Below are 21,352 nucleotides of genomic sequence, written 5' to 3'. Positions count from 1 at the left end.
CGGCAGGTCGAATTGTTCTGTCGGTTCAATGAAGCCATTGTTCCAAAGACGCTGCCTGCGCGCACTCGCAGATGGCGCCGAATTTACAGCAAAACGCGCCAAAATCCCCTTTCCTGCTTGGCGCGATCCACCGATGCGCTGGCGCGATGCGCGAACTAGACCTGACGCATGCCATCTGAGCGCACCGACGACCTGATTGCCTGCAATGACGCCTCAGCCACGCCAGCAGCCTCTGGGTCTGGCCCGGTTGGCGTGTGCTGATACAAGACGCCGGGGTGGACCGCGCCAACGTGCTGCGCCGTGCCAACGGCGACAGAGACCTTGTCGATCTTCACGCCCTCCTTGGTCACCCTGATCTGGACCACCTGCGCCACCGGCTCGAACGAGATCGAGGCAGACGAGCCGCTGAAGATAGTCACTTTTGAGAGTGCAAACCCCGACTACCGAATGTCGGAGGTGGCGTAGCCCCGCCAATCAGCCACTGGGTTGTCTCATTGACCGAGTATTTCCTCGATCCGGATCGGCAGCCGTCGCACCCGCTTGCCGACGGCGTCGTGAACGGCATTGGCGATGGCAGCTTGAATGCCTGCGCTGCCCAGCATGCCGATGCCCTTGATGCCGCTTGGGAGCAACGGGTCATCCTCGTCCAGCATGGTGACGTCGAATTCGGGCATGTCGGCGTGAGTGGGGATCAAATAGTCTGCGAGGTTGTCACCCACGATGCGACCGGTGGCCTTGTCGGTGTCGACCTGCTCGTGCAGGGCCATGCCGATACCGCCGATCAGGCCACCCACGTACTGGCTATGGGCCATTTGGGCGTTAATGATGCGCCCGGCGGCGAAGGCGGCCACACAACGGCGCACACGCACCTCGCCAAGGTCGGGATCGACACCCACCTCCACAAAGACCGCACCGTAGCCGTTGGCGCTGAACGGCTGGGCCTCCGGCAGCGTCGCGGCGCCCTCGGCCTCCAGGCCTTCCGGCGCACACCGGGCCATCAGGTCGACCAAGCGCTCGGCAGCGTCTCTGCTGCCGCTGCGCACCAGCCCACCTTCGAAGATCAGATCGCTGGGCTCCGCGCCCGCAAGCGGCGAGCCCGCATCCGCTAAGGCCAGTTCGGCCAGTCGTGCGCGCAGGATCGCCACGGCGTCATCGACCGCCGGTGCGAAGCTCGCCGTTACCATCGAGCCACCGGTGAATGGGCCCTCGGGCAGGTCGGTGTCGCCCAGTTCGACCCGGACCTGGCCCATGTCGATGCCCAGGCCGTCGGCGGCCAGTTGACCCATGGCGGTGTAGAGGCCCTGACCGAAGTCCTGCGTACCGCACTGAACCAGCAAACTCGCATCGACGTCGATCCGCACCTTCACCCGACAGGGCTGCCGGTGGACCGGATAGACCGACGAGGCCATGCCGACGCCGACCCGCCAGCGCCCGTCCCGGGCCTGCGCCGGTCGCCCCGCCCAACCGAACCGCTCGGCGGCGGCCGCATAGCAATCCAGCAGGCCATTGCTGCTCCACGGCTTGTCGGCGTCGAGGTCGCGGTCGGCGTAGTTGCGCACCCGCAGCGCGACGGGATCGATCCCGAGCGCCTGGGCTGCCTCGTCCATCGCCGACTCCAGCGCGAAGGTGCCAGGCGCCACGCCGGGTGCGCGCATGGCGGCCGGCAGCGGTTCGTTGGTGCGCACTACGCGATGTCCAGTGGTGACGTTTGCGCAGGCGTACAGCGAGCGCGACGTCGTCGCGGTGGCGTCGCTGTAGTCACCGTGCGTGGCGGTCTGCGCCAGCACCTGGTGGTCGATGGCGGTGAGCCGGCCGTCCGCGTCGAAACCCAGAGCCAAGTCCTGCACCGTCTCCTGCCGCCGGCCTACCAGGTTGAACAGCTGGGCGCGGGTGAGTTCCAGGCGCACCGGGCGGCCCGTCCGCCGCGACGCCAGGATCGTCCACATCAGCCAGGGTAACCACAGGGGCCCTTTGCAGCCGAAACCGCCGCCCACGAAGCGCGAGACCACCCGTACCTGCTCTACCGGGATCTGGAAGCTGTGGGCCACGATCCGCTGGGTGAGGAAGACCGCCTGAGTACCGTTGTGAACCACAACGTGGTCGCCCTCCCACGCGCAGACGACCGAGTGCGGCTCCATCGGATGGTGGTTGTTGACCGCGGTGTCGTAGCGATGACGCACGACCAGGTGCGCGGCCGCGAGCGCCGCCGCTGCATCCCCGCGCTGCGAACTGGGCGGATAGCGACCTGCAAGGTCCGGAGCGAAGGCCGTGTCCAGCGCCTGGCTCATGGCCGTGACGGCGGGCTCGGGGGCCAGTTGGAGCGGGACGGCGCGGGCGCAGGCCTCGGCTTCCTGCATCGTTTCGGCGACCACCAAGCCCAGCGGCTGGCCAGCGAAGTGGATCACGGATTCGCGGACGAGGGCGAGTGGCGGCGATGGCGCCAGCACCTGGGCTTCGGCGTGCGAGACGAGATCGACGAAGCCGGGCATGGCGCGGACCCGGTCCACATCGAGGCCGAGCAGTCGGCCCCTGGCGATAGGCGATTGGATCAGGGCCGCATGCAGCATCCCCGCCATCGGCGTCTCGGCTTCGTAGACGGCGCGGCCCGTGGCCTTGAGTGCGGCCTCCAGGCGGACAGGGCTTTGATGGACTGTCACGTTTTGCCTCCCACCGTCTCGAGCGCCCGGCGCACGGCGCGCCGCAGGAGCTCGATCTTGAAACCGTTATGTTCAAGCGCCTGGGCGCCCTCGACCGCCAGTGCCGCCGCGCCTTCGAAGACCGCTTGCGTCGGTCGCTGTCCGAGCAGCGCTGCTTCGCATTGCGCGAGTCGCCAGGGGCGGGACGCGACCCCGCCGGCGACCAATCGGACGTGTGCGATCTTTTCGTCCTCGACGCGCAGCACAGCTGCCACCGAGACCACTGCGAATTCAAACGAGGCCCGGTCGCGAACCTTCAGATAGGTCGATAGCGCTCCATCGCTCTCCGGGATGTCGACGGCGGCGATCAATTCGCCCGGTTCAAGCACGGTGTCGAGATTCGGCGTCTCGCCCGGCAACCGGTACAGATCGAGGGCGGCCACGCGGCGCATACCGCCCGCCTGCGCCAACTCCACCTCGGCATCGAGGGCGGTCAGCGCCACAGCCAGATCCGAGGGATGCGTGGCGACGCAGGCCCCACTGGCCCCAAAGATGGCGTGGCCGCGATTCTCGCCCGTCCGCGCGCCGCAGCCCGAGCCGGGCTGGCGCTTGTTGCAGGGCAGGGCGTCATTGCGGAAGTAGGCGCAACGAGTTCGCTGCAGCAGCGCGCCGCCAACGGTGGCCATATTCCGCACCTGGCCGGAAGCGCTGGCGTTGATGGCGTCCACGATCAGGGGCCAGCGGGCCCAGACGCGCGTGTCCGTCGCAACGTCGCTCAGCTTTGCCAGGGCGCCCAGCCGCAAATTGGCGTCAGCCGCAATGTCGCCCAGCGGCAGGCGCGAGATATCCACCACGCGGGCCGGCATTTCGGCACGCAACTTCCACAACGGCATCAGGTCGGTGCCGCCGGCCATATACGCCGACCCCGTCTCGGCGCCCATGTCCAGCGCCTCGGCCAGGTCGGCCGGACGCACATAGTCGAACACGTCGCCGCTCATAGTCCCGCAACCTCGGCGACGGCGGCCACGATGTTGGGCTGGGCCCCGCAGCGGCACAGATTGCCCGACAGGCCCTCGCGGATCGCCTCCCGACTATCGACACCTTCCTCCAGCAGCGCCACGGCGGACAAGATCTGGCCCGGTGTGCAATAGCCGCACTGCAGCGCGTCGTGTCGGATGAAGGCGTCCTGCAAGGGATGCAGCACGCCGTCCGAGGCCAGCCCTTCGATCGTCGTGATCGCCCGGCCGTCGTAAGAATGCGCCAGCGCCAGGCACGCCTTGATGCGCCGCCCATCCGCCAGGACCGTGCAGGCCCCGCAGGCGCCCAGGTCACACCCCTTCTTCACGCCCGTGAGCCGCAGCTCGTCTCGCAAGACATCGAGCAGGGTGGCGGTGGGCAGAGGCGTCAGGGTTCGCGCCTCCCCGTTCACGTTGAGCGAAAGCACATGTGTCTTCATTCGCTTTTCTCCATGGTTCTGTCGGTTCAATGAGTGCATTGTTCCGACCGTGGCGCCTGCGCGCACTCGCCGATGACGACAAAATGACAGCGAAACGCGCCAATATGTCTGACTTGAGTGGCGTGATTGGCCGATGCGCTGGCGCAATGCGCGCAATATACTTGACGCATGCCATCCGACCGAACAGACGACCTGACCGCCCCCGACGATCGCGCCAGCCACGCCCGCACCCTCTGGGTCTGGCCCGGTTGGCAGGTCTTGATGCACGACGCCGGAGTGGACCGCGCCAACGTGTTGCGCCGCGCGAAGTTACCCGGCGACCTGTTCGCACGGGGAAGTGTCCGGCTCGATGGCGCGACCTACTTCCGTCTCTGGGACGCCATCGAAGAGGAGGCCGGGAACGCGGACGGCCCCGCGGCGCTGCGCTTTGCGCAGAAGATGTCGGTCGACTGGTTCAATTTAGAACTGTTCGTTGCCTTGTGCAGCGAAGACATGAACAGTGCGCTGGCCCGCCTCGCCAAATACAAGAGCGGGCCGATGGCGCTGAAGCTTGAGCACGATGCACGCGGCACCACGGTCGCGATGGAGTCCTTCGACCGCGCGCTGACCCCGCCGCGCGTGCTCATGGCGTTCAAGCTGGTCTTCTTCGTGCAGCTTGCTCGCCTGGCTACGCGTAGCCAGGTGCGCCCGCTGCGCATAGGCTGGCCCTCGCCGGATCTGTCGGCCAGTGATGCGGCCGCCTACGCCGCATGGTTCGGCGTTCCGGTGGAAGACCTGCCTTTGCCTACGGTGGTGTTCGCAGCAGAAGATGCGCGGCACCCGTTCCTCACGGCGAACCATGCCATGTGGAAGTCCTTCGAACCGGCCTTGCGGCAGCGCCTGGACGATCTGGACCAACAAGCCAGCACCGTCGAACGCCTGCGCAATGCGCTGCTCGAGGCGCTGCCCGCGGGCCAGGTGTCAATGCAAGCCGTGTGCAAAAAGCTCGGCGTCAGCACGCGCACCCTGCAGCGCAGGCTGCAGGAAGAGGGCAGCAGCTTCCAGCAGACGCTCGACACCGTGCGCAATTCACTGGCACACCACTACCTGCACAACACAACCCTGTCCGGCACGGAAATCTCATTCCTTCTCGGCTTCGAAGATCCCAACTCCTTCGTGCGGGCCTTCCAGACGTGGACCGGATCAACGCCACAGGCGGTTCGCTTGGCGCAGTTAGAAAGCGGGAAGGGGTCTGGGCAGCAAGGTGGAAGAGGCTCTGGAAACGGCTGAGCAAACCGTCGCCTAAAGCCTCTTTGCTTGCACGCTTGCTCCAGGGGGCGCCCATGTCAAGGCAGAATTCGGCCAAAAGCATCGGTGATCGGGCGGGTTGATTGACCCGCAGAATTCTCTTCCTAGACTCGTAACCCACTACGAAGGAGAGCTTGATGACCTACTTCACCGGAATCGATTTATCCCTGAGATCCGTCTCGATCTGCGTCGTGGACGACCGTGGCGAGGTCTGTCGAGAGGCCAAGGTCGACGCGCACGTTGACGTCATCATCGACTGGCTACGTGCTTGGGCAGTGACAAATCGGACGGCATCGGCTTCTTGCGTAAGTCAATCATGCAAATGACATTCAACTAATATCCGGGTTGTACTACTGGCTGTCCAAAGGGGAGCGATGGGGATGTGCGCGGCGCTTGGAGTCAACCCGTGATGGGTTGATTGCTGCCTACTTCAAAAGTCTCACAATTTTCTGCGACTCGTGTGAACGCACGAGTCCGTGTGTCACTGAGTTTTGGGCAGAAGCTCCAGGGCCCTGAAAGACATGAATTTGGTCAAAGGCTGTATGCTGGAAGGGGCTCAGAAGTACCCGTAGCGTGCCGTTGCGCAGCGCTTCATCGCGAAGGACTGACTGACGGTAAAAGCGACGGTATAGAGCTCATCCGACCCCGCCAGATCCCTTTAACAATGCGGGTTAGCGAGGCCTATTGATGATGGAGTGGGAGTGATTTAAGGTCTTTCGGGGACTATCGTCAGCTATCGGTGGCTATCGCCGGCCAGCGGAACAGGTTGGCGGTAGAAGTGGCGGTAGGAACCGGAGGCTCGATTAAGACCCTCCCGTTTACTATCCAGACCAAACCGGTCTTTGACGGTAAATGTCTCCTCGGGAAAGCTTGTTCTACACGGCTTTCCAGGCATCAGCAGGTCTCCTGACCCCTGACGGTAAAAGCCGTCAAGAACAGGAGGAAAACCTCGATGCTTACCGACACCGCGCTACGCAATTTCCAGCCTAAGTCATTGACTTACAAGGCTTCCGACCGTGACGGCATGTACGTGTGACGGTATCGCCCACCGGTACCGTCACCTTCCGCCACGATTACCGTCTCAACGGCCGGCGTGAAACGCTGACCATCGGCCGTTACGGGCCGGCCGGCATCTCACTGGCCTTGGCCCGCGAAAAGCTGCTCGACGCCAAGAAAGCCGTTGCCGAGGGCAAGTCCCCGGCGCACGAGAAGCAGCGCGAGAAGCGCCGGCTGACCGCTGCCAAGAATTTCGGCGACATGACTGCCCGATGGCTTGCCGACGCCAAGATGGCCGACAGCACGCGTGCGATGCGCAAGAGCATCGTTGATCGGGACATCCTGCCGGTCCTGGAGACTTGCCGCGACCAAATCCTCGCGTCGCTGAGGCCTGCTGTGAGTCCGTCTGCGACAGCTCGCGGACCTGTGCGCAAGAGGCGAGCGGGTTGATGAATTGCAGGCGGCGTGCCGGTGTCACAGCACCGGGCCCAGAGAGTAGATGACGGGTTCGGCCGCCAGCAGTTGCGGCGCCTTGGCGAAGAAGGCCTGCACATCGGGCTTTTGCCGGTGGACGTCGGAATCGGCCTTGCTCTCCCAGATCTCGTACAACAGCCAGGTCGTCTCGCCGAGAACCTGGTGATAGTTGAAGGTCACCACCCCTTTGTCATTGCGCGTCTCGGTGACGTTCTCCTGAACCAAGACCGCGAATTCTTCGGCATGCTCAGGCTTGACCTTCAGCACGACGCACAGCGAATAGGGATCTGACATGGTGGACTCCTTGATGTACGGGGTTGCGGGATGGCGGATAAGAGAAGGACATTCAAGCGTTCACGTCGACGACGGTGCGGCCGCGCACCTGGCCCTTCAGGATGCGCTGCGCAACATCTGGCACCTCGGCCAGCCCGACCACTTGGGTGGTCGAAGTCAGCTTGGCGAGGTCCAGGTCGCGCGCCAGGCGCGACCAAGCCTCCAGTCGAACCGACTGCGGCGCGTTGACGGCATCGATGCCAGCGAGCGTGACGTTGCGCAGGATGAAGGGCAGGACCGAGGCGGGCAGGTCATGGCCTTGCACCATGCCGAAAGCGGCCACCACGCCGCGGTAGGCGGTCTGTGCCAGAACATTGGCCAGCGTGTGGCTGCCCACCGTGTCGATGGCGCCGGCCCAGCGTTCGCGGGCAATCGGCTGGCCCGGCTCGGACAGGACATGTCGGTCGATGATGTCGGCCGCGCCCAGTTCGCGCAGATAGTCGGCTTCCTGTAAACGCCCGGTGGAGGCGATGACCCGATAGCCGAGCCTGGACAGCAGCGCGATGGCGATGGAGCCAGCGCCGCCGCTGGCGCCGGTGACCAGGATGTCGCCGCGCTGCGGTGTGAGGCCGCCATGCTCCAGGGCCATGATGGAGAGCATGGCCGTATAGCCTGCGGTGCCGATGGCCATCGCGTCCCTGGTGGAGAACGCGTCGGGCAGCTTGATCACCCATTCGCCCGGTACGCGGGCCTTCTGGGTGAAGCCACCATGATGGGTCTGGCCCAGGCCCCAGCAGTTGACCATGACCCTGTCGCCCGGCTGGATGCCGTGATGACTCGATGCGCGCACAGTGCCGGCAAGATCCGCGCCGGGGATCAGTGGGAAGCGTCCGATGATCGGGAGGCGGTTGGTCAGAGCCAGGCCGTCCTTGTAGTTGACGGTGGAATACTCGACATCGATGGTGACGTCGCCATTCATCAGGTCGTTGTCGTCCAGTTGTGCCAGGTTCACAGCGAAGTTGCCGTCGTCCTGTGTGGCGAGCAGTGCCTTGAAACTCATGTGTCGCTCCTCGAAGGGGTGAATGCAGAGACGGTCCGATGTAGTGCCGCCGTGACAGCTGAGGACCTGGACGTGGTGAGGCTTTCGCTGGCGTCGGGCGCAGGGTCGCGGCTAAGGTGCACAAGGGTCTCAAGCTGCTGCGCTTAGCAGGGGTGCTGCGGCCGATCAAGCCATCCGTGGAGCCATCTGCGCTCGGGCATGCTGGCCTTCATAGACCTGAAGGTGGCAGTACGCCGTGCGCGCCAACGGGAGGTCCAACGCGCGGCGTTCGGCGCGCACGATGAGATCGCCAACGATGGCCTGGGCCTCCAGGCGCGGCGCGTCTTGCGCGATGTCGCGCATCATGGACGCGGCCCACGTCGAGCGCGTATCGAGCAAACGCGCCTCCAGGCCGCGCAAGTCCTCGGCGGAAAGCGCATGGCCTTCGGCCGCGGCAACGGCGCAGCACTCGCCGATTGCCTGCTTCATCAGTCGCTCGCCGTCGCGGGTGGCGAGAATGTCCGCCACCGTCCCCCGCATGAGGCAGGTCATCAAGGCGCCGGTGCCGAGCATCACCCATTTGTTCCACAGCGCCTGGGTCACGTCTGGCGACAGCTTGCGCGAACCTTGCGACGCAGAGATCAGGGCGAAGAAGCGCTCGGCGGCATGGGCAGTCCGTTCGCTTCGGGAGCCAACGACCACGACATCATTGGCACCGAAATGGCGGATGACGCGATCCTGGTCGAGCATGACCGCGATATATGCCGCCCCGCCCAGCACACGGTCACGGCCGAAGCGCGCATCCAGCAGGTCGTACACAGCCATGCCGTTGAGGAACGGAAGAATGACGGTGTCTGGCCCCACGGCCGGGCCGATGTCGTGCATGGCTGCGTCCAGGTCGTACGCCTTGCAGCTCAGCACGATCAGGTCGTAGACGGGCTTCAGGTCCTCGCGGACCACTGCCGCCACGGCGCCGCTGAAATCGCCCAGCTCGCTGCGCACCTGCAGCCCGTTGGACGCCAGCGACGCCGCCCGCTGCGGCCTGACCAGAAAAGACACTTGGGCACCTGCCTGCAATAGCCGTGCGCCGTAATACCCGCCGATTGCGCCGGCACCTACGACAAGAATCTTCATGCGCAACTCCTGAACATCGAGAAAGAGGGTTGGTTGTCGTGATTGCTGCGCCGAGACGGCTGCGAATCAATGCTTCCCGAGTGATCCGACCACATGCGTCAGGCTCGCCTCGGAAGTCGTATGGACCAAAAACACAGACAGGACACCGCAAGCGATGCAAGCAAGATGACGCCCAAAGCGGTATGCGGCGGCAAAGCCAGCATCCCTCCGGCAACAATTGCCAGCGCGGCGCACCCCATCTGAAGAAACCCAAGCAAGGCCGATGCGGCCCCCGCCTGCTGTGCAAAGGGCTGTAGCGCAATGGCCGTTCCCAGTGGATTGAAGATACCCATCCCGAACAGGAAGATGGTCAGGGACACGCTGAAGGAGACGAACCCCAAGCCGCTGACCAATATCGCAGCGGCTCCAGCGAGTGCGACGGAAACCCCGATACGAGCGGTCACGACCGGACCCCATCTTCTGGCGAGACGCGGCGCCAGCAGGCCCGACCCGAACACGACGAAAGCCGTCGATGCGAAGAACAACCCGAACGTCAATGGCGACAGCCCGAAGCCAGTGATCAGGATGGCCGGAGCCATGCCGAAAAAGGCATACAACGCCCCGATCACCAGGCTCACGGAGAGGGCGGGCACCATGAGACGACGATCAAAGGCCAACGCCTTGTAGCCCGCAGCGACGCTGCCTAGCGAGAGTGCGGATCGGCGATCTGGTGCATGTGTCTCGCCAAGCCTGGTGACATAGCCAACGGCCAGGGCGAGGGCCAGCGCCGCCACCACGAAGAAGGTGGAGCGCCAGCCGAACAGACTGTCCAGGGCGCTGCCGAGCAGCGGGGAGAAGCCCGGTGCGGCCGCCATCGCCACCATGGTCAGGGAAAGCGCCCGCGCCAGCTCCTGGCCCTCGAACAGATCCCGCGCGATGGCGCGAGACAGCACCGACGTGGCGCACACGCCCAACGCCTGGACCACCCGGCCGCCGATGAGCTGCGGCAACGTGCTGGCCACCGTGCAGACCAGGCTGCCGACGATGAAGGTGGCCAGTCCCGCCAAGACCAGGCGTTGACGCCCAAAGCGGTCCGACAGCGGCCCGACGAACAACTGCCCCAGCGCGAAGGCGATGAAAAAGCTGCTGAGCGTTGCGCCAAGATCGCGGACCGAGACGCCGAGGTCCTTGCCCATCGAGGGAAATGCCGGAAGGATGATGTTGGTGGCCAGTGCGCCCAGAGCCGCCAGCGCAGCCAACAGGAACAGCAGGCTTGCCGTGAGTGAGCGTCCCGGTGCCTGAGCGGCCCGCTCGGCGGGAAGCAGGGGTGTTGTCGGTGATGCGTGCGGCACGTGTCTGTCTCTCACTGGTTCAGCGCTTCGAGCGTCGGATAGTCGACGTAGCCCTCGGCACCACCGCCATAGAAGGTGCCGCGGTGGTAGGCATTGAGTTCGGTACCCCGGCGCGCGCGCTCGGGCAGATCAGGATTGGCGATGAACAGGCGCCCGAACGCGACAGCATCCGCGCGGCCCGCTGCAATGGCGGCGGCCGCCGTGTCGGGCCTGTAGTTTCCGGCCGCGAGCAGCGCGTGCGGCCAATGCGGTCGGAACAGTTCCGACGCGAAAGGCACATTCTGGTGATCGACTTCGGCCTGGCCCGCGCCACTGGCCCGCGGCTCGATCAGATGCAGATAGGCCAGGTCCAGGCGCGCCAGGCGCTCGATCAGATGGGTGTAAAGCGCCAGCGGTTCGTCTTCTCCGCTGCCATTGGCGACTCCGAATGGCGACAGGCGGATACCGACACGATCGGCACCATAGACGACCGATACGGCGCGTGCCACCTCCAGGACGAGCCGGCAGCGATTCTCGATCGACCCGCCATAGTCGTCCGTGCGCTGGTTGCTTCGGCTCTGCAGGAATTGCTCCAACAGGTAGCCATTGGCTGCATGGATTTCCACGCCATCGAAACCAGCGCGTTGCGAGCTCAGTGCCGCGCGGCCGTAATCCTCGACGATCGAGCCTATCTCTTGCATTTCGAGCGCGCGCGGCGTTTCGAAGGGCACGCGCCCGAATGTCGCAGTGAACGCATTGCCTGGGGCCGCGATGGCCGACGGAGCAACCGGCAACAGGCCGTTCAAGAGCGAGGAATGCGATATACGGCCAACGTGCCAAAGCTGCAGAAAGGCAAAGCCACCTTTGGCATGAATCGCCTGGGTGACTTCTTTCCAGCCTGCAATCTGCTCCTCACTGTGGATACCCGGCGTGGCGGGCATGCCCTGGCCGGACGGAGAGATTTGAGTGCCCTCTGTGATGATCAGCCCGCCTTGTGATGCCCGCTGGTGGTAGTACGCCACGTTGAGCGCGTGCGGGAGGTTGCCTGGTTGGGCCGCGCGCATCCGGGTGAGCGGCGCCATCACGACGCGATGGGCAAGCTTCAATGCACCCAGCTTCAGGGGCGAGAACAATGTGTGGGTCATCGGGCGAATCCTTTCGTGGGACGCTGACTTAGAAGTAAGTCATCGGTACGAGCGTTCGTGCAAGGCCTCGACTTTTCGCGTTGTGCGGCTCGAGTTGCGGCCAAATCACCAGCGGGGCGTGCACCGAGGACAACTGCATTGCAGTGCGCATTCATAGTTGCTGCAGACGCGTTCAACGGACTTCACCGGTGCAGGCAAGCATCGAGGCACAAGAGAAGGCACGAGCAGGCACTTGCAAGCTCAGGTCGCTGTTCCATCTTCGGCGTCCTCATCCAGACATCCGATGCAAGCATCGAGCAAATCGTGCAATGCAACGACGCGCTCAACGCCCAACCGCTCGTTGAGCGACGTTTGCGCCGCCTTCCAGGCGCGCTGCCCTTCAGCCCGTTTCGTGCGCCCCGCCTCCGTCGCTTCGACCAAACGGCTGCGCGCATCCTTGCCCGCGCCGACTTCCAAAAGGCCTTGAGCAGCCAGAGGCTGCAGGTTGCGCGTCAACGTTGAGGCATCCATCTGCATGCGCCTAGCGAGATCGCTTGGCTGGATGGGTCCGAGCCTGACAACGTGCGACAGCAGCGCGTACTGCGTGTTCTTGAGCCCCGTCGACGCGACGTGGTGGTCGTAGTGCCGCGTCACCATGCGCGTGAGCTGGCGCAGCTTCAGGTTGGTGCATCCCTGTGGCTTGATGACGGTTCTCATGTGATACATTGTACCTGCAACTATTGCATATGCAATGTTATTCAAAGAAGGAGCGGCCGATGGATGTTGATCAAACCGTGGCACGGCGGGAGGCCGACGAGGCGCGAGTCCGCGCACGCCTGAGCGCTCACAGCGCGGAGCCCGAGGGCCGGGTCTTTGGCCTCACTGGTATAGAGATGTTCGACGCGAACTTCAGCGGGGATCTGCCGCCAGCACCACGACGTGTCTGATCGTCGGCCAACCTGCAACCGTTTCTGGAGAATCCCATGGCCAAGCCCGAAATCGTTCTTTGCTCTCCTGTTCGCACCGCGATTGGCACCTATGGCGGTGCGCTGAAAGACACCCCGGCGACCGAGCTTGGCGCTGCCGTGATTCGCGAGACACTGCGACGTTCGGGCCTGGCCGCCGACCTCATCGATACGGTCGTCATGGGCAACGTGATTCAGGCCGGCACGAAGATGAACCCGGCACGTCAAGCCGCCATCGGCGGTGGTCTGCCCGTGCAGGTCCCGGCCTTGACGGTGAACCGCGTATGCGGCTCGGGCGCCCAGGCGATCGCGAGTGCTGCGCTCGAGATCGCCGCGGGATACGCCGAAGTGGCGATTGCCGGCGGCATGGAGAACATGGACCAGGCGCCCTACCTGGTGCCGGGCGGGCGCTGGGGCAACCGGATGGGCGACGCCCAGATGCTCGACAGCATGCTGCGCGACGGCCTCAACGACGCCTTCAGCGGCCAGCACTCGGGTTGGCACACGGAGGATCTGGTCAGCCAGTACGGCATCTCCCGCGAAGACCAGGATCGCTGGGCTGCGCGCTCGCAGCAACAGTTCAGCACTGCGCAGGCCGCGGGCAGGTTCGACGCGGAAATCGTCACCATCGAACTTGCCAGCCGCAAGGGGCCGGTGAGCTTTGCCAAGGACGAAGCCAATCGCCCGGATACGACGCTTGAAACACTCGCCAAGCTCAAGCCGGCGTTTCGCAAGGACGGCACGATCACGGCCGGCAATGCACCCGGCCTCAACAGCGGCGCAGCCGCAGTGATCGTTGCGGAGCGCAGCTTCGCGGAAAAGAACGGTCTGAAGCCCTGGGCCCGGCTGGTGTCCCATGGCGTCGCGGCCGTAGAACCGGGGATGTTTGGCATCGGGCCTGTGCCGGCCGTGAAACTGGCGCTTGAGCGCGCCAACTGGAAACACACGGACGTTGAGCGCATCGAAATCAACGAAGCCTTTGCCGCCATTGCTCTGGCCTGCCTGCGCGAGCTGGAGCTGCCGGAAGACATTGTCAACGTCGAAGGAGGCTCGATTGCCCATGGCCATGCCATTGGCGCCACGGGCGCGGTGCTGACCACGCGCTTGCTGCATTCGATGCGCCGCGACGGGTTGACGCGCGGCATTGTGACCCTGTGCATCGGCGGCGGGCAGGGCATCGCGCTCGCGCTCGAAATGCTCTGACGAGGAGGCCAGCGATGCCCTTTCTTTACCTGGATGACCTTGAACCCGGCCAACGTTTCGCCGGAACCACGCGGATACGCATCGATGAGGAGCGGCTCAAGACGTTTGCCGCCGAGTTCGACCCGCAGCCGTTCCATCTGGATGAATTGGCCGCAACTGACTCGATTTTCCGAGGCTTGGCCGCGAGTGGCTGGCATACCGCTGCAGTGACGATGCGACTGCTCGTGGACAGCGACTTCAAGCCGGCAGGTGGCATCGTCGGCGCGGGTTTCGATGAACTGCGCTGGCCGCTGCCTCTGCGGCCTGGCGACGAGTTGCGCGTGGAAAGCGAAGTGCTGGAGGTACGGCCGTCAAAGTCGCGCCCGGAGCAAGGCTTGGTCAAGGTGCGTACGACGACGCTGAACCAGGACGGGAAAGCCGTGCAGATATCCGTCGGCAACCTCGTCGTTCCGCGGCGAGTGACGTAACCGCACCGGTTACGACGCGACCAGACGACATTGATAACCCCCTCTCGATTCATTCAACGAAGCACATCATGAAATACACCCCCTTTGGCACGACCGGCTTGCGGGTTTCTCAGGTCGCACTCGGCACGGGTAACTTTGGCACAGGCTGGGGCTATGGTGCCGATCCCGATGTCAGCAAGGCGGTCTTCAACGCCTATGCCGAAGCCGGGGGCAACTTCATCGACTCGGCGGATGTCTACCAGTTCGGCCAATCGGAAGAGGCGCTGGGCGGTCTGCTGGAGGGCCGGCGTGAAGATTTCGTGCTCGCCACCAAGTTCACCAACGGCGCGGCTCCCGATGCCAACCGCCTGGTCACCGGCAACAGTCGCAAGTCCATGGTCGCCTCTGTCGAGGCAAGCCTGAAACGGCTCAAGACCGACCGCATCGACATTTACTGGGCGCACCATCCCGATGGCGTGACCCCTATCGAGGAAATCATCCGTGGCTTCGAGGACCTGGCGCGCGCGGGCAAGATCCTCTATGCCGGACTGTCGAACTTCGCCGCCTGGCGGTTGGCCCGTGCGGTCACGCTGGCCGAACTCACCCATGCCGTTCCCATCGCGGCTGCGCAGTTCGAACACAGCCTGGTCCATCGTGAGCCCGAGGCGGATCTGTTCCCGGCTTCACATGCGCTTGGGCTGGGCATCGTGACTTGGTCACCTCTGGGTGGCGGCATGCTGACCGGCAAGTACCGGCAGGGCGAGAAAGGTCGTGCCGAAGGCTTCGGTGGCCGCGTGTTCCAGGCGGAGAACTCCGCGCAGCGCACGCAGGTACTCGATACCGTGCTCGCCATCGCCGGCGAGCTTGGCGTCAACGCCGGGCAGGTCGCCATTGCCTGGGCTGGCACGCATGGCGCGGTGCCGATCATCGGGCCGCGTTCGCTCACCCAGCTCAACGACAACCTCGGCGCTCTGGCAGTGGAGCTTTCGGCAGAGCAGATTGGACGCCTTGACACCGTGAGCAGCCTGGTGCCCTTGGCGCCGGCGAGAACACCTGTCCCCTGGGCAGGGCCCGCCCCTGCCAGGATCGTTGCCTGAATCTTGATGACCGCGGCGTATCGGGATCGATTGCGAGGTTCAGATGAACAGTAGCAGCAAGCTTTCGCGTATGAACCTTGGCCAGACACGCAACGCACTTTGGCTTGTGCTGTTGGCAGCTGGGGGGACATTCGCGCTCACGATGGGCGTGCGCAACACGATGGGTCTTTACCTCTCATCGTTGAATACCTCCACAGCACTGGGCATCGGGAATATCAGCCTGGCATTCGCCTTCGGGCAGCTCTGGTGGGGTCTCACGCAGCCCTTCGCGGGTGCGGTCGCCGACCGCATCGGCACGGGGCGCGTGATCTTCGTGGGCATCTTGCTGATCGTCATCGGCACGGTGATCACGCCCTTCATGACCTCGACCCTCGGTCTGATCTTTGCCATCGGTGTTCTGGCCGCTGGTGGTGCAGGCATGGCCGGACCTTCGGTATTGATGGCAGCCAGCACGCGACTGGTACCTGCGGAGAGACGCGGCATGGCCACTGGCATCGTCAACGCAGGAGGTTCGTTTGGGCAGTTCGTCATGGCACCCATCTCGATCGGCCTGACGGCCACGCTCGGCTGGGTCGCATCCATGCAGTGGCTGGGGGTTCTGGCGCTTCTCGCGCTGCCGGCCATCTGGGTTCTCAAGGGAAACTCCAAAGCCATTGCAGCAGCAGCTGCGGCCGTGTCCGGCAAGAAGGCGCTCACGGCGCGTGAAGCGTTGATCCAGGCGTTGGCAACGCCCAGCTATGGCCTTCTGGCGCTGGGTTTCATGGTCTGTGGATTCCATGTTGCCTTCCTGGCCACCCATTTGCCAGGCGTGATTGAAGCCTGCGGGTTGCCGCCAGTCATTGCCGGCTGGTCGTTGGCGATGATCGGTCTGTTCAACATCATCGGCAGCCTCTCGATGGGATGGGCGGTCGGGCGCTGGCGCATGAAGTCGCTTCTCTCATTGCTCTATACGGTCCGCGGCCTTGCGGTGTTGGTCTTCCTGTTTGCGCCCAAGACACCGGCCGTGATGCTGGTGTTTGCCGCTGTCATGGGGGTGACCTTCCTGTCGACGGTGCCGCCGACGGCGGGACTGGTTGCCAAGATGTTCGGTCCGGCGAACATGGCCATGCTCTTTGGCGTTCTGATGCTCGCTCATCAAGTAGGGGGCTTCACCGGCGCCTTCCTGGGAGGGCAGGTCTTCCAGGCAACCGGTAGTTATGACTGGGTCTGGTACATCGATATCGCGTTGGCGGCGGGTGCGGCGCTGATCCATCTTCCGATTCGTGAGGCTCGGCCAGCGCGCTTGCAAACGGCTGTGACGCCATGAGCGGCGCAGGAGTGCATCGTTCAATGACGCACGGGATGCGCCCGTGGCGATGACGCCTTCAGGGGGGAGTGCATCCCATGCGTCGATACTGACTGTGCCTCCAGCCAGCCCGCGCGTGCGCGGCATGCTGCAAGACCCCATCTTGCCCACGCTCCTGCGGATGAGTTGGCCGAATGTGCTGATGATGCTAGCCCAGGCATCGACAGGCCTGATCGAGATGTGGTTCCTGGCCAAGTTAGGCACCGATGTATTGGCCGGCGTCGCCGTGGTCGTGCCCGTTCTGATGCTGATGCAGAACATGTCGCAGGGCGCCTTGGGCGGTGGCATTTCGGCTGCGGTTGCCCGGTCGCTTGGCTCCGGCAACGTGGTGCTGGCGGATTCGCTGGCGCGCCACGCCGTTGTACTGAGCGCGGCGGTTGGCCTGGCTTTCACGATTCTGTTGATGTTGTTCGGCACTCCGCTTTTCCATCTGCTAGGCGCACGGGGTGCCTCGCTGGCCGTGGCCCATGACTACGGACATGTCGTATTCGCCGGACTGGTGCTCATGTGGGTCATGAACGCACTGGCGAGCGTGATCCGAGGCACGGGCAACATGCTGTTGCCAGGTGCGGTCATCTGCGGTGGCGCCCTTCTTTTGATCCCAGTCTGCGCCGCCCTGGTCTTTGGATTCGGGCCAGTTCCGGCACTTGGTGTCGTCGGCGGTGCCTGGGCATTGGTGGGCTACTACGCGGTCGGCAGCTTGGTATTGGCTTCGTACTGCTTCGGCGACCGAAACGCCGCGAAACTCCGTTGGGGCCGGTTGCATTGGGCGCCCATGCGCAGCATCCTGACTGTCGGGGGCTTGGCCTGTCTCAATCCCGTGTTGACCAACGGGCTGATCGCGTCGACGGCCGCCATCGTGGGCGCCCATGCGGGCACTGAAGCTCTCGCTGGTTATGCCACCGCTGCGCGGCTGGAATACCTGCTGATGCCGATCGCCTTCGGCCTGGGCGCGCCCATGGTCGCCCTGGTCGGTGCGAACCTCGGAGCCGGCCAACCCGAGCGCGCGCGGAACATTGCCCTCGTCGGCGGCGCCATCGCGTTCGTGGTCGCCGAGGTCGTGGGCCTGGCCGCGGCGCTGTGGCCCGAGGCCTGGCTCAGGCTGTTTGGAACGGACGAGCACATGTTGGAGACGGGGGTGCATTACCTGCGCATCGCCGGCCCGTTCTATGGTTTCTTTGCGCTGGGCTTCTCGCTCTATTTCGCATCCCAGGGGGCAGGGCGGTTGACGTGGCCCTTGCTGGCGGCGGTGCTGCGGCTGTGTTTGTACGCCGGGCTGGGATGGGCTGTGCTTGTCATGACGGGGTCGCTGACAGCATTCTTCGCCATAGGTGCCGTTGCAATGGCCGTCTACGGACTGCTCATTCTGTGGTCTGTCGCATCGGGCAGTTGGTTTGCAAGTGCCCAGCGGTAAACATGGCTGCCGTACAGAGAGTTCACCTATGCAGGCCGCACTGGTCGAAGTTGCGCGTAGGCACAGGAAGTCGGACATCCATCCACTCCCGCAGGCGCTTTCATGCTTGATGCGTGCCTGGCACAAGATGGCATCGTGGTCCTCGGCGAGCTCTTCCACGACATCCATTGGACCTGATGAAGGCGCGGACCCGACCGGGACAACAGGCTTGACCTCAAAGATATCGTGATCCAGTTGATCACTGAGAAGATCCAGTTTCGCAGGCTGGAAGGCCCCGTTCTGGCGGCATTCATCGATCTCAGGAAGATGGAGAAGGTCGTCGCCAGCAGTGGGGTGACCGATGTCGTGTTTGTGCCTTGGGCGGCGGAAGAGCATGCGGGATATCTGAGCACCTATCCTGACTCGAAAGAGCTTTTTCGGTCTCCCAAGTTTGATGATGGTGTCGCAAACGTCGCTTTCCCGCAAATTGCTCCGTCTCCCGCACCAGCAAAAGATGATGGCATTGGGCGCACACGTTATCAGTCTTGCGTGCCTGGTTCGACTTGGCCTAAACTCAGAATCGCATTACGTGTAGCCGAGACGCCCGCGGAGTAACCGATCGATTCATGAAGTGCCAGTGACACTTCAAACTCGCGCCGCGCTAAATCAAGATTGCCATCCGCTGCGGCGAGCTTGCCCAGATTGCCGTGCGCATTGCCTTCTGTTTCCTTCAGGACTAGCGCTCTGCGCATAGCAGCTTCGGAGTCCTGATCAAACTCGTCGGCGAGCAGGTTGCAAACCTCAATCTCATCGGCTTCAGGAGAGGCAATGGCCGTGCCGTTCGCCAGCTTCTGTTTGTGCTGTTCACGACGTTCAGCCGCCTCTTCAACACTGATGAACTTGGTTCCAACGAACAGCCGCCCCTGACGTGGATCTCCTTTACACAGAGCCAGCGCCTGGACAAAGTAGTCTCTTGCAGTATTTGCCTGACCTCGCAAGCCGACGATGGTCCCCAGGTTACACAGGTAAACCGCCTCGGCCACAAAGTCCTTTTGTTCGAGGCTCATGGAACGAGCACGGTGCAGGTACTCTTCACTCTTGTCGAGTTCACCGCGATGACCAGCGATACGTGCCAGGCCTTCGAGAATTCGGCGGTGCTCAGTCGGCGCGGCACTGGCATCGATCACGCAGCCTAAGTTGTAGACCCGTTCGCGGAAGAACTCGATGATCCCCGGCGCTTCACGCTCGGTCGGCTTTCGCTGTTCGCCCAGCCGATCCAGGGGCACAAGCCGGAGGCCGCATTCTGAGACCAATGATGGCTCACGCCGCAAAATCTCAACAATGTTGAGCCCGGCGATCATGATGCCTCTGATCGCCCATACGCGTGCCTTGTGGGTGAGGTCGGGGTGATCAGTCATGAATCGAGCCTGCTGCATTGCAGGCGGATCACCTGCTCTAGCAAGCGTTGCAACCCCTTCTGGCATGGAGCCCCACATACGAGTAAAGGCGTGCAGCGCCTTGTCCAGACGCCCCAGCCACAAAGAAATCTCGCCCAACCGGCTCCAGCCGTAAGGATTTGACGGGTCCATCTCAGTGCAACGCTCATAGGCGTTGGCAGCTTGTACAAAGTCCGAGATGAAGGCGATATCTCCAGCATCGAGCCACCGGGCCGCAGCACGGACACGAGCCGCCTTGGCGGCTTTCCCAAGATGAGCTGCCGCATCGGCTTCGTCTTCAGCAAGACGAATGGCTTCCGTAGCGGCATCCGCATAGCGACCGTCGCTGCTTAGCTGCATGGCGGCCGATCCGCGAGCCTTGCCACTATCCGCGAGTCGCCGCAATGCCTCCAACAAGTGGTCAAGGGGCTCAACGCCCATCTGATTTGATGTGCGTCCATTGGCAAGATCTGCCTGGATGGCGTGCAGTTGGGCGAGTATTTCTTGCTGAACCTGCCCTTGCTGCGTGATGAGCCCTTGCGTCTGCGTGTGCAAATGGGCTTCGGTGAGGAGCGGCTTGCCAAACTCCCGCGCGGCCGCCGTTTCTGCTGACGCTTTCCATTCGCGCAAAAGCTCGACGGGATATGCAACTTGGTCGTGATCGATCTTGCGGGCACAGACGGCACACAGCCAGATCCCGTTCTCGATGGATGAGCGCTCCATCGGAGACATGCTGGGGTCGTACCGAGGGCCATTCGGTGAGGCCGCAGTAATGTGTGCGGCATCGCCTCCTCGAAGCACTCCTGCGGCTCCGGAACCTGGGGCTGCTGTGGGGACTCGGCACTCAGGATTGGAGCAGCGATGCGCAACGCGATCACGAAGCGCAGCCTTGATTGACTCCTTGAAGTTATCCCGTGGCATTCACCAATTGTGCCTTCTATTCAGACACCATCAGCTTAAGGCTGTGCTTTCTCTGAAAACGCGCACTTTGTGGAAAAAGGCTGCTCTTGAAAACACCGAGTTGGGAGTGCAAAGTATGAGCCGAGAAGTACAGATGGCGAGCCGATGGCAGGGTCGCAGCACCACTCTGGTACATACTTGCCGAACTGTGCGGCGGACGCCTACTTGACCGGTCGGTATTGGCGTCGCCTTACATCTGGGCCTCAACGCCCGTACTTGGCCTCCAGCGTGGCCTTCCCCAGCTCGTTGAAGTGAACCATGAACCCGACCATCGCTGGGGTGGCCTCGGGCGGAAGGTCGAGTTTCTCGATCTTCAGGGCATGCACCGTAAAGCGATAGCGGTGTGGTTGATCACCGGCTGGAGGGCAAGCTCCACCGAAGCCGGGTGGGCCGAAGTCGGTCGGGCCTTGGACGGCACCGGCCGGCAACGATGTGCCATCGGCCCGGCCGGCTCCTTCGGGCAGTGCCGACGTGGTGGCTGGAAGGTTGTAGACCACCCAGTGCCACCAGCCCGAGCCCGTCGGGGCGTCCGGGTCGTAAGCCGTCACGACAAAGCTCTTTGTTCCGGAAGGTGCGTCGCGCCATGCCAAGGCCGGCGATACGTTCCCCCCACTGCAGCCAAAGCCCTTGTAGAGCTGGGCCAGGGGCAGTGGGGCACCGGCATGAAAGGACGTGCTGGTGAGCTTGAAGTCACCCGCATGGGACAGCAGTGGGAACAGAGCAAGAGCGGCGGCGACAGAACGGAATACACGCATAGGGCCTTTGAAAGAAGGATGAC

19 protein-coding genes and 1 pseudogene are annotated in these 21,352 nt (G+C 63.6%); 8 read left to right on the top strand and 12 right to left on the bottom strand.

The window, feature by feature from the left end; genetic code table 11:
• Positions 1 to 155 precede the first annotated feature (155 nt).
• The 4 genes from EC845_RS03775 to EC845_RS03760 all read right to left on the bottom strand — a co-directional run bounded on the left by EC845_RS03775 (position 156) and on the right by EC845_RS03760 (position 4,092).
• Positions 156 to 419 (bottom strand): hypothetical protein, encoded by a 264-nt coding sequence (locus tag EC845_RS03775; RefSeq protein ID WP_123295858.1) that lies wholly within the window; start codon positions 417 to 419, stop codon positions 156 to 158.
• 72 nt (positions 420 to 491) lie between these two features.
• Entirely contained in the window at positions 492 to 2,657 is a 2,166-nt protein-coding gene (locus tag EC845_RS03770) for a xanthine dehydrogenase family protein molybdopterin-binding subunit (protein ID WP_123295857.1), read from the bottom strand.
• Positions 2,654 to 3,634, bottom strand: a complete 981-nt coding sequence (locus tag EC845_RS03765) for a xanthine dehydrogenase family protein subunit M (RefSeq protein WP_123295856.1) — start codon at positions 3,632 to 3,634, stop codon at positions 2,654 to 2,656. The genes EC845_RS03770 and EC845_RS03765 overlap by 4 nt, the downstream gene beginning before the upstream one ends.
• Positions 3,631 to 4,092 carry a (2Fe-2S)-binding protein gene (locus EC845_RS03760; RefSeq protein WP_123295855.1) on the bottom strand — a complete coding sequence of 154 codons (462 nt, stop codon included), beginning with the start codon at positions 4,090 to 4,092 and terminating at the stop codon, positions 3,631 to 3,633. The genes EC845_RS03765 and EC845_RS03760 overlap by 4 nt, the downstream gene beginning before the upstream one ends.
• 168 nt (positions 4,093 to 4,260) lie before the next feature.
• On the opposite strand from EC845_RS03760, the gene EC845_RS03755 reads away from it, so the two are divergent.
• Positions 4,261 to 5,361, top strand: a complete 1,101-nt coding sequence (locus tag EC845_RS03755; RefSeq protein ID WP_199739718.1) for an AraC family transcriptional regulator — start codon at positions 4,261 to 4,263, stop codon at positions 5,359 to 5,361.
• A gap of 970 nt (positions 5,362 to 6,331) precedes the next feature.
• Positions 6,332 to 6,732, top strand: a pseudogene (locus tag EC845_RS03750) (Arm DNA-binding domain-containing protein); the annotation flags it as partial.
• A gap of 117 nt (positions 6,733 to 6,849) precedes the next feature.
• Here the strand turns inward: EC845_RS03750 and EC845_RS03745 are convergent.
• The 6 genes from EC845_RS03745 to EC845_RS03720 all read right to left on the bottom strand — a co-directional run bounded on the left by EC845_RS03745 (position 6,850) and on the right by EC845_RS03720 (position 12,446).
• Positions 6,850 to 7,143, bottom strand: coding sequence for a putative quinol monooxygenase (locus EC845_RS03745; RefSeq protein ID WP_123295854.1), 294 nt, complete (start codon positions 7,141 to 7,143; stop codon positions 6,850 to 6,852).
• A 52-nt stretch (positions 7,144 to 7,195) separates the two neighbouring features.
• Positions 7,196 to 8,182 (bottom strand): MDR family oxidoreductase, encoded by a 987-nt coding sequence (locus EC845_RS03740; RefSeq protein ID WP_123295853.1) that lies wholly within the window; start codon positions 8,180 to 8,182, stop codon positions 7,196 to 7,198.
• 165 nt (positions 8,183 to 8,347) lie between these two features.
• The gene (locus tag EC845_RS03735) at positions 8,348 to 9,295 is read right to left on the bottom strand and encodes a 2-dehydropantoate 2-reductase (RefSeq protein WP_123295852.1); all 948 of its coding nucleotides are present in this window, start codon (positions 9,293 to 9,295) and stop codon (positions 8,348 to 8,350) included.
• A gap of 98 nt (positions 9,296 to 9,393) precedes the next feature.
• Positions 9,394 to 10,626: a multidrug effflux MFS transporter gene (locus tag EC845_RS03730; protein ID WP_233597920.1), complete on the bottom strand. Its 1,233-nt coding sequence runs from the start codon at positions 10,624 to 10,626 to the stop codon at positions 9,394 to 9,396.
• Positions 10,627 to 10,637: 11 nt separating this feature from the next.
• Entirely contained in the window at positions 10,638 to 11,750 is a 1,113-nt protein-coding gene (locus EC845_RS03725) for an alkene reductase (RefSeq protein ID WP_123295851.1), read from the bottom strand.
• A gap of 240 nt (positions 11,751 to 11,990) precedes the next feature.
• A complete protein-coding gene (locus tag EC845_RS03720) occupies positions 11,991 to 12,446 on the bottom strand; it encodes a MarR family winged helix-turn-helix transcriptional regulator (protein ID WP_123296341.1) in 456 nt (151 codons plus the stop codon).
• Between the two features lie 266 nt (positions 12,447 to 12,712).
• Here EC845_RS03720 and EC845_RS03715 point away from each other — a divergent pair, with 266 nt between their 5' ends.
• From EC845_RS03715 to EC845_RS22275, 6 genes are all read left to right on the top strand, one after another.
• The gene (locus tag EC845_RS03715) at positions 12,713 to 13,897 is read left to right on the top strand and encodes an acetyl-CoA C-acetyltransferase (RefSeq protein WP_123295850.1); all 1,185 of its coding nucleotides are present in this window, start codon (positions 12,713 to 12,715) and stop codon (positions 13,895 to 13,897) included.
• A gap of 14 nt (positions 13,898 to 13,911) precedes the next feature.
• A complete protein-coding gene (locus tag EC845_RS03710) occupies positions 13,912 to 14,364 on the top strand; it encodes a MaoC family dehydratase (protein ID WP_123295849.1) in 453 nt (150 codons plus the stop codon).
• A gap of 68 nt (positions 14,365 to 14,432) precedes the next feature.
• A complete protein-coding gene (locus EC845_RS03705; protein WP_123295848.1) occupies positions 14,433 to 15,440 on the top strand; it encodes an aldo/keto reductase in 1,008 nt (335 codons plus the stop codon).
• Positions 15,441 to 15,483: 43 nt separating this feature from the next.
• Positions 15,484 to 16,746, top strand: a complete 1,263-nt coding sequence (locus EC845_RS03700) for an MFS transporter (RefSeq protein ID WP_123295847.1) — start codon at positions 15,484 to 15,486, stop codon at positions 16,744 to 16,746.
• 124 nt (positions 16,747 to 16,870) lie between these two features.
• Entirely contained in the window at positions 16,871 to 18,199 is a 1,329-nt protein-coding gene (locus tag EC845_RS03695) for an MATE family efflux transporter (RefSeq protein ID WP_123295846.1), read from the top strand.
• 225 nt (positions 18,200 to 18,424) lie between these two features.
• Positions 18,425 to 18,793, top strand: coding sequence for a hypothetical protein (locus tag EC845_RS22275; RefSeq protein ID WP_158615604.1), 369 nt, complete (start codon positions 18,425 to 18,427; stop codon positions 18,791 to 18,793).
• On the opposite strand, the gene EC845_RS03690 is transcribed toward EC845_RS22275, so the two are convergent.
• Both EC845_RS03690 and EC845_RS03685 read right to left on the bottom strand, forming a co-directional pair.
• Positions 18,718 to 20,346 (bottom strand): tetratricopeptide repeat protein, encoded by a 1,629-nt coding sequence (locus tag EC845_RS03690; protein ID WP_158615603.1) that lies wholly within the window; start codon positions 20,344 to 20,346, stop codon positions 18,718 to 18,720. The two genes, EC845_RS22275 and EC845_RS03690, sit on opposite strands and share 76 nt — an antisense overlap.
• Before the next feature lie 431 nt (positions 20,347 to 20,777).
• Positions 20,778 to 21,329, bottom strand: coding sequence for a YbhB/YbcL family Raf kinase inhibitor-like protein (locus EC845_RS03685; RefSeq protein ID WP_123295844.1), 552 nt, complete (start codon positions 21,327 to 21,329; stop codon positions 20,778 to 20,780).
• Between the last annotated feature and the right edge of the window lie 23 nt (positions 21,330 to 21,352).

It is taken from the genome of Comamonas sp. BIGb0124, from assembly GCF_003752175.1.
Taxonomy (GTDB): domain Bacteria; phylum Pseudomonadota; class Gammaproteobacteria; order Burkholderiales; family Burkholderiaceae_C; genus Comamonas_F.
This window is presented reverse-complemented; position numbering and strand designations above follow the sequence as displayed.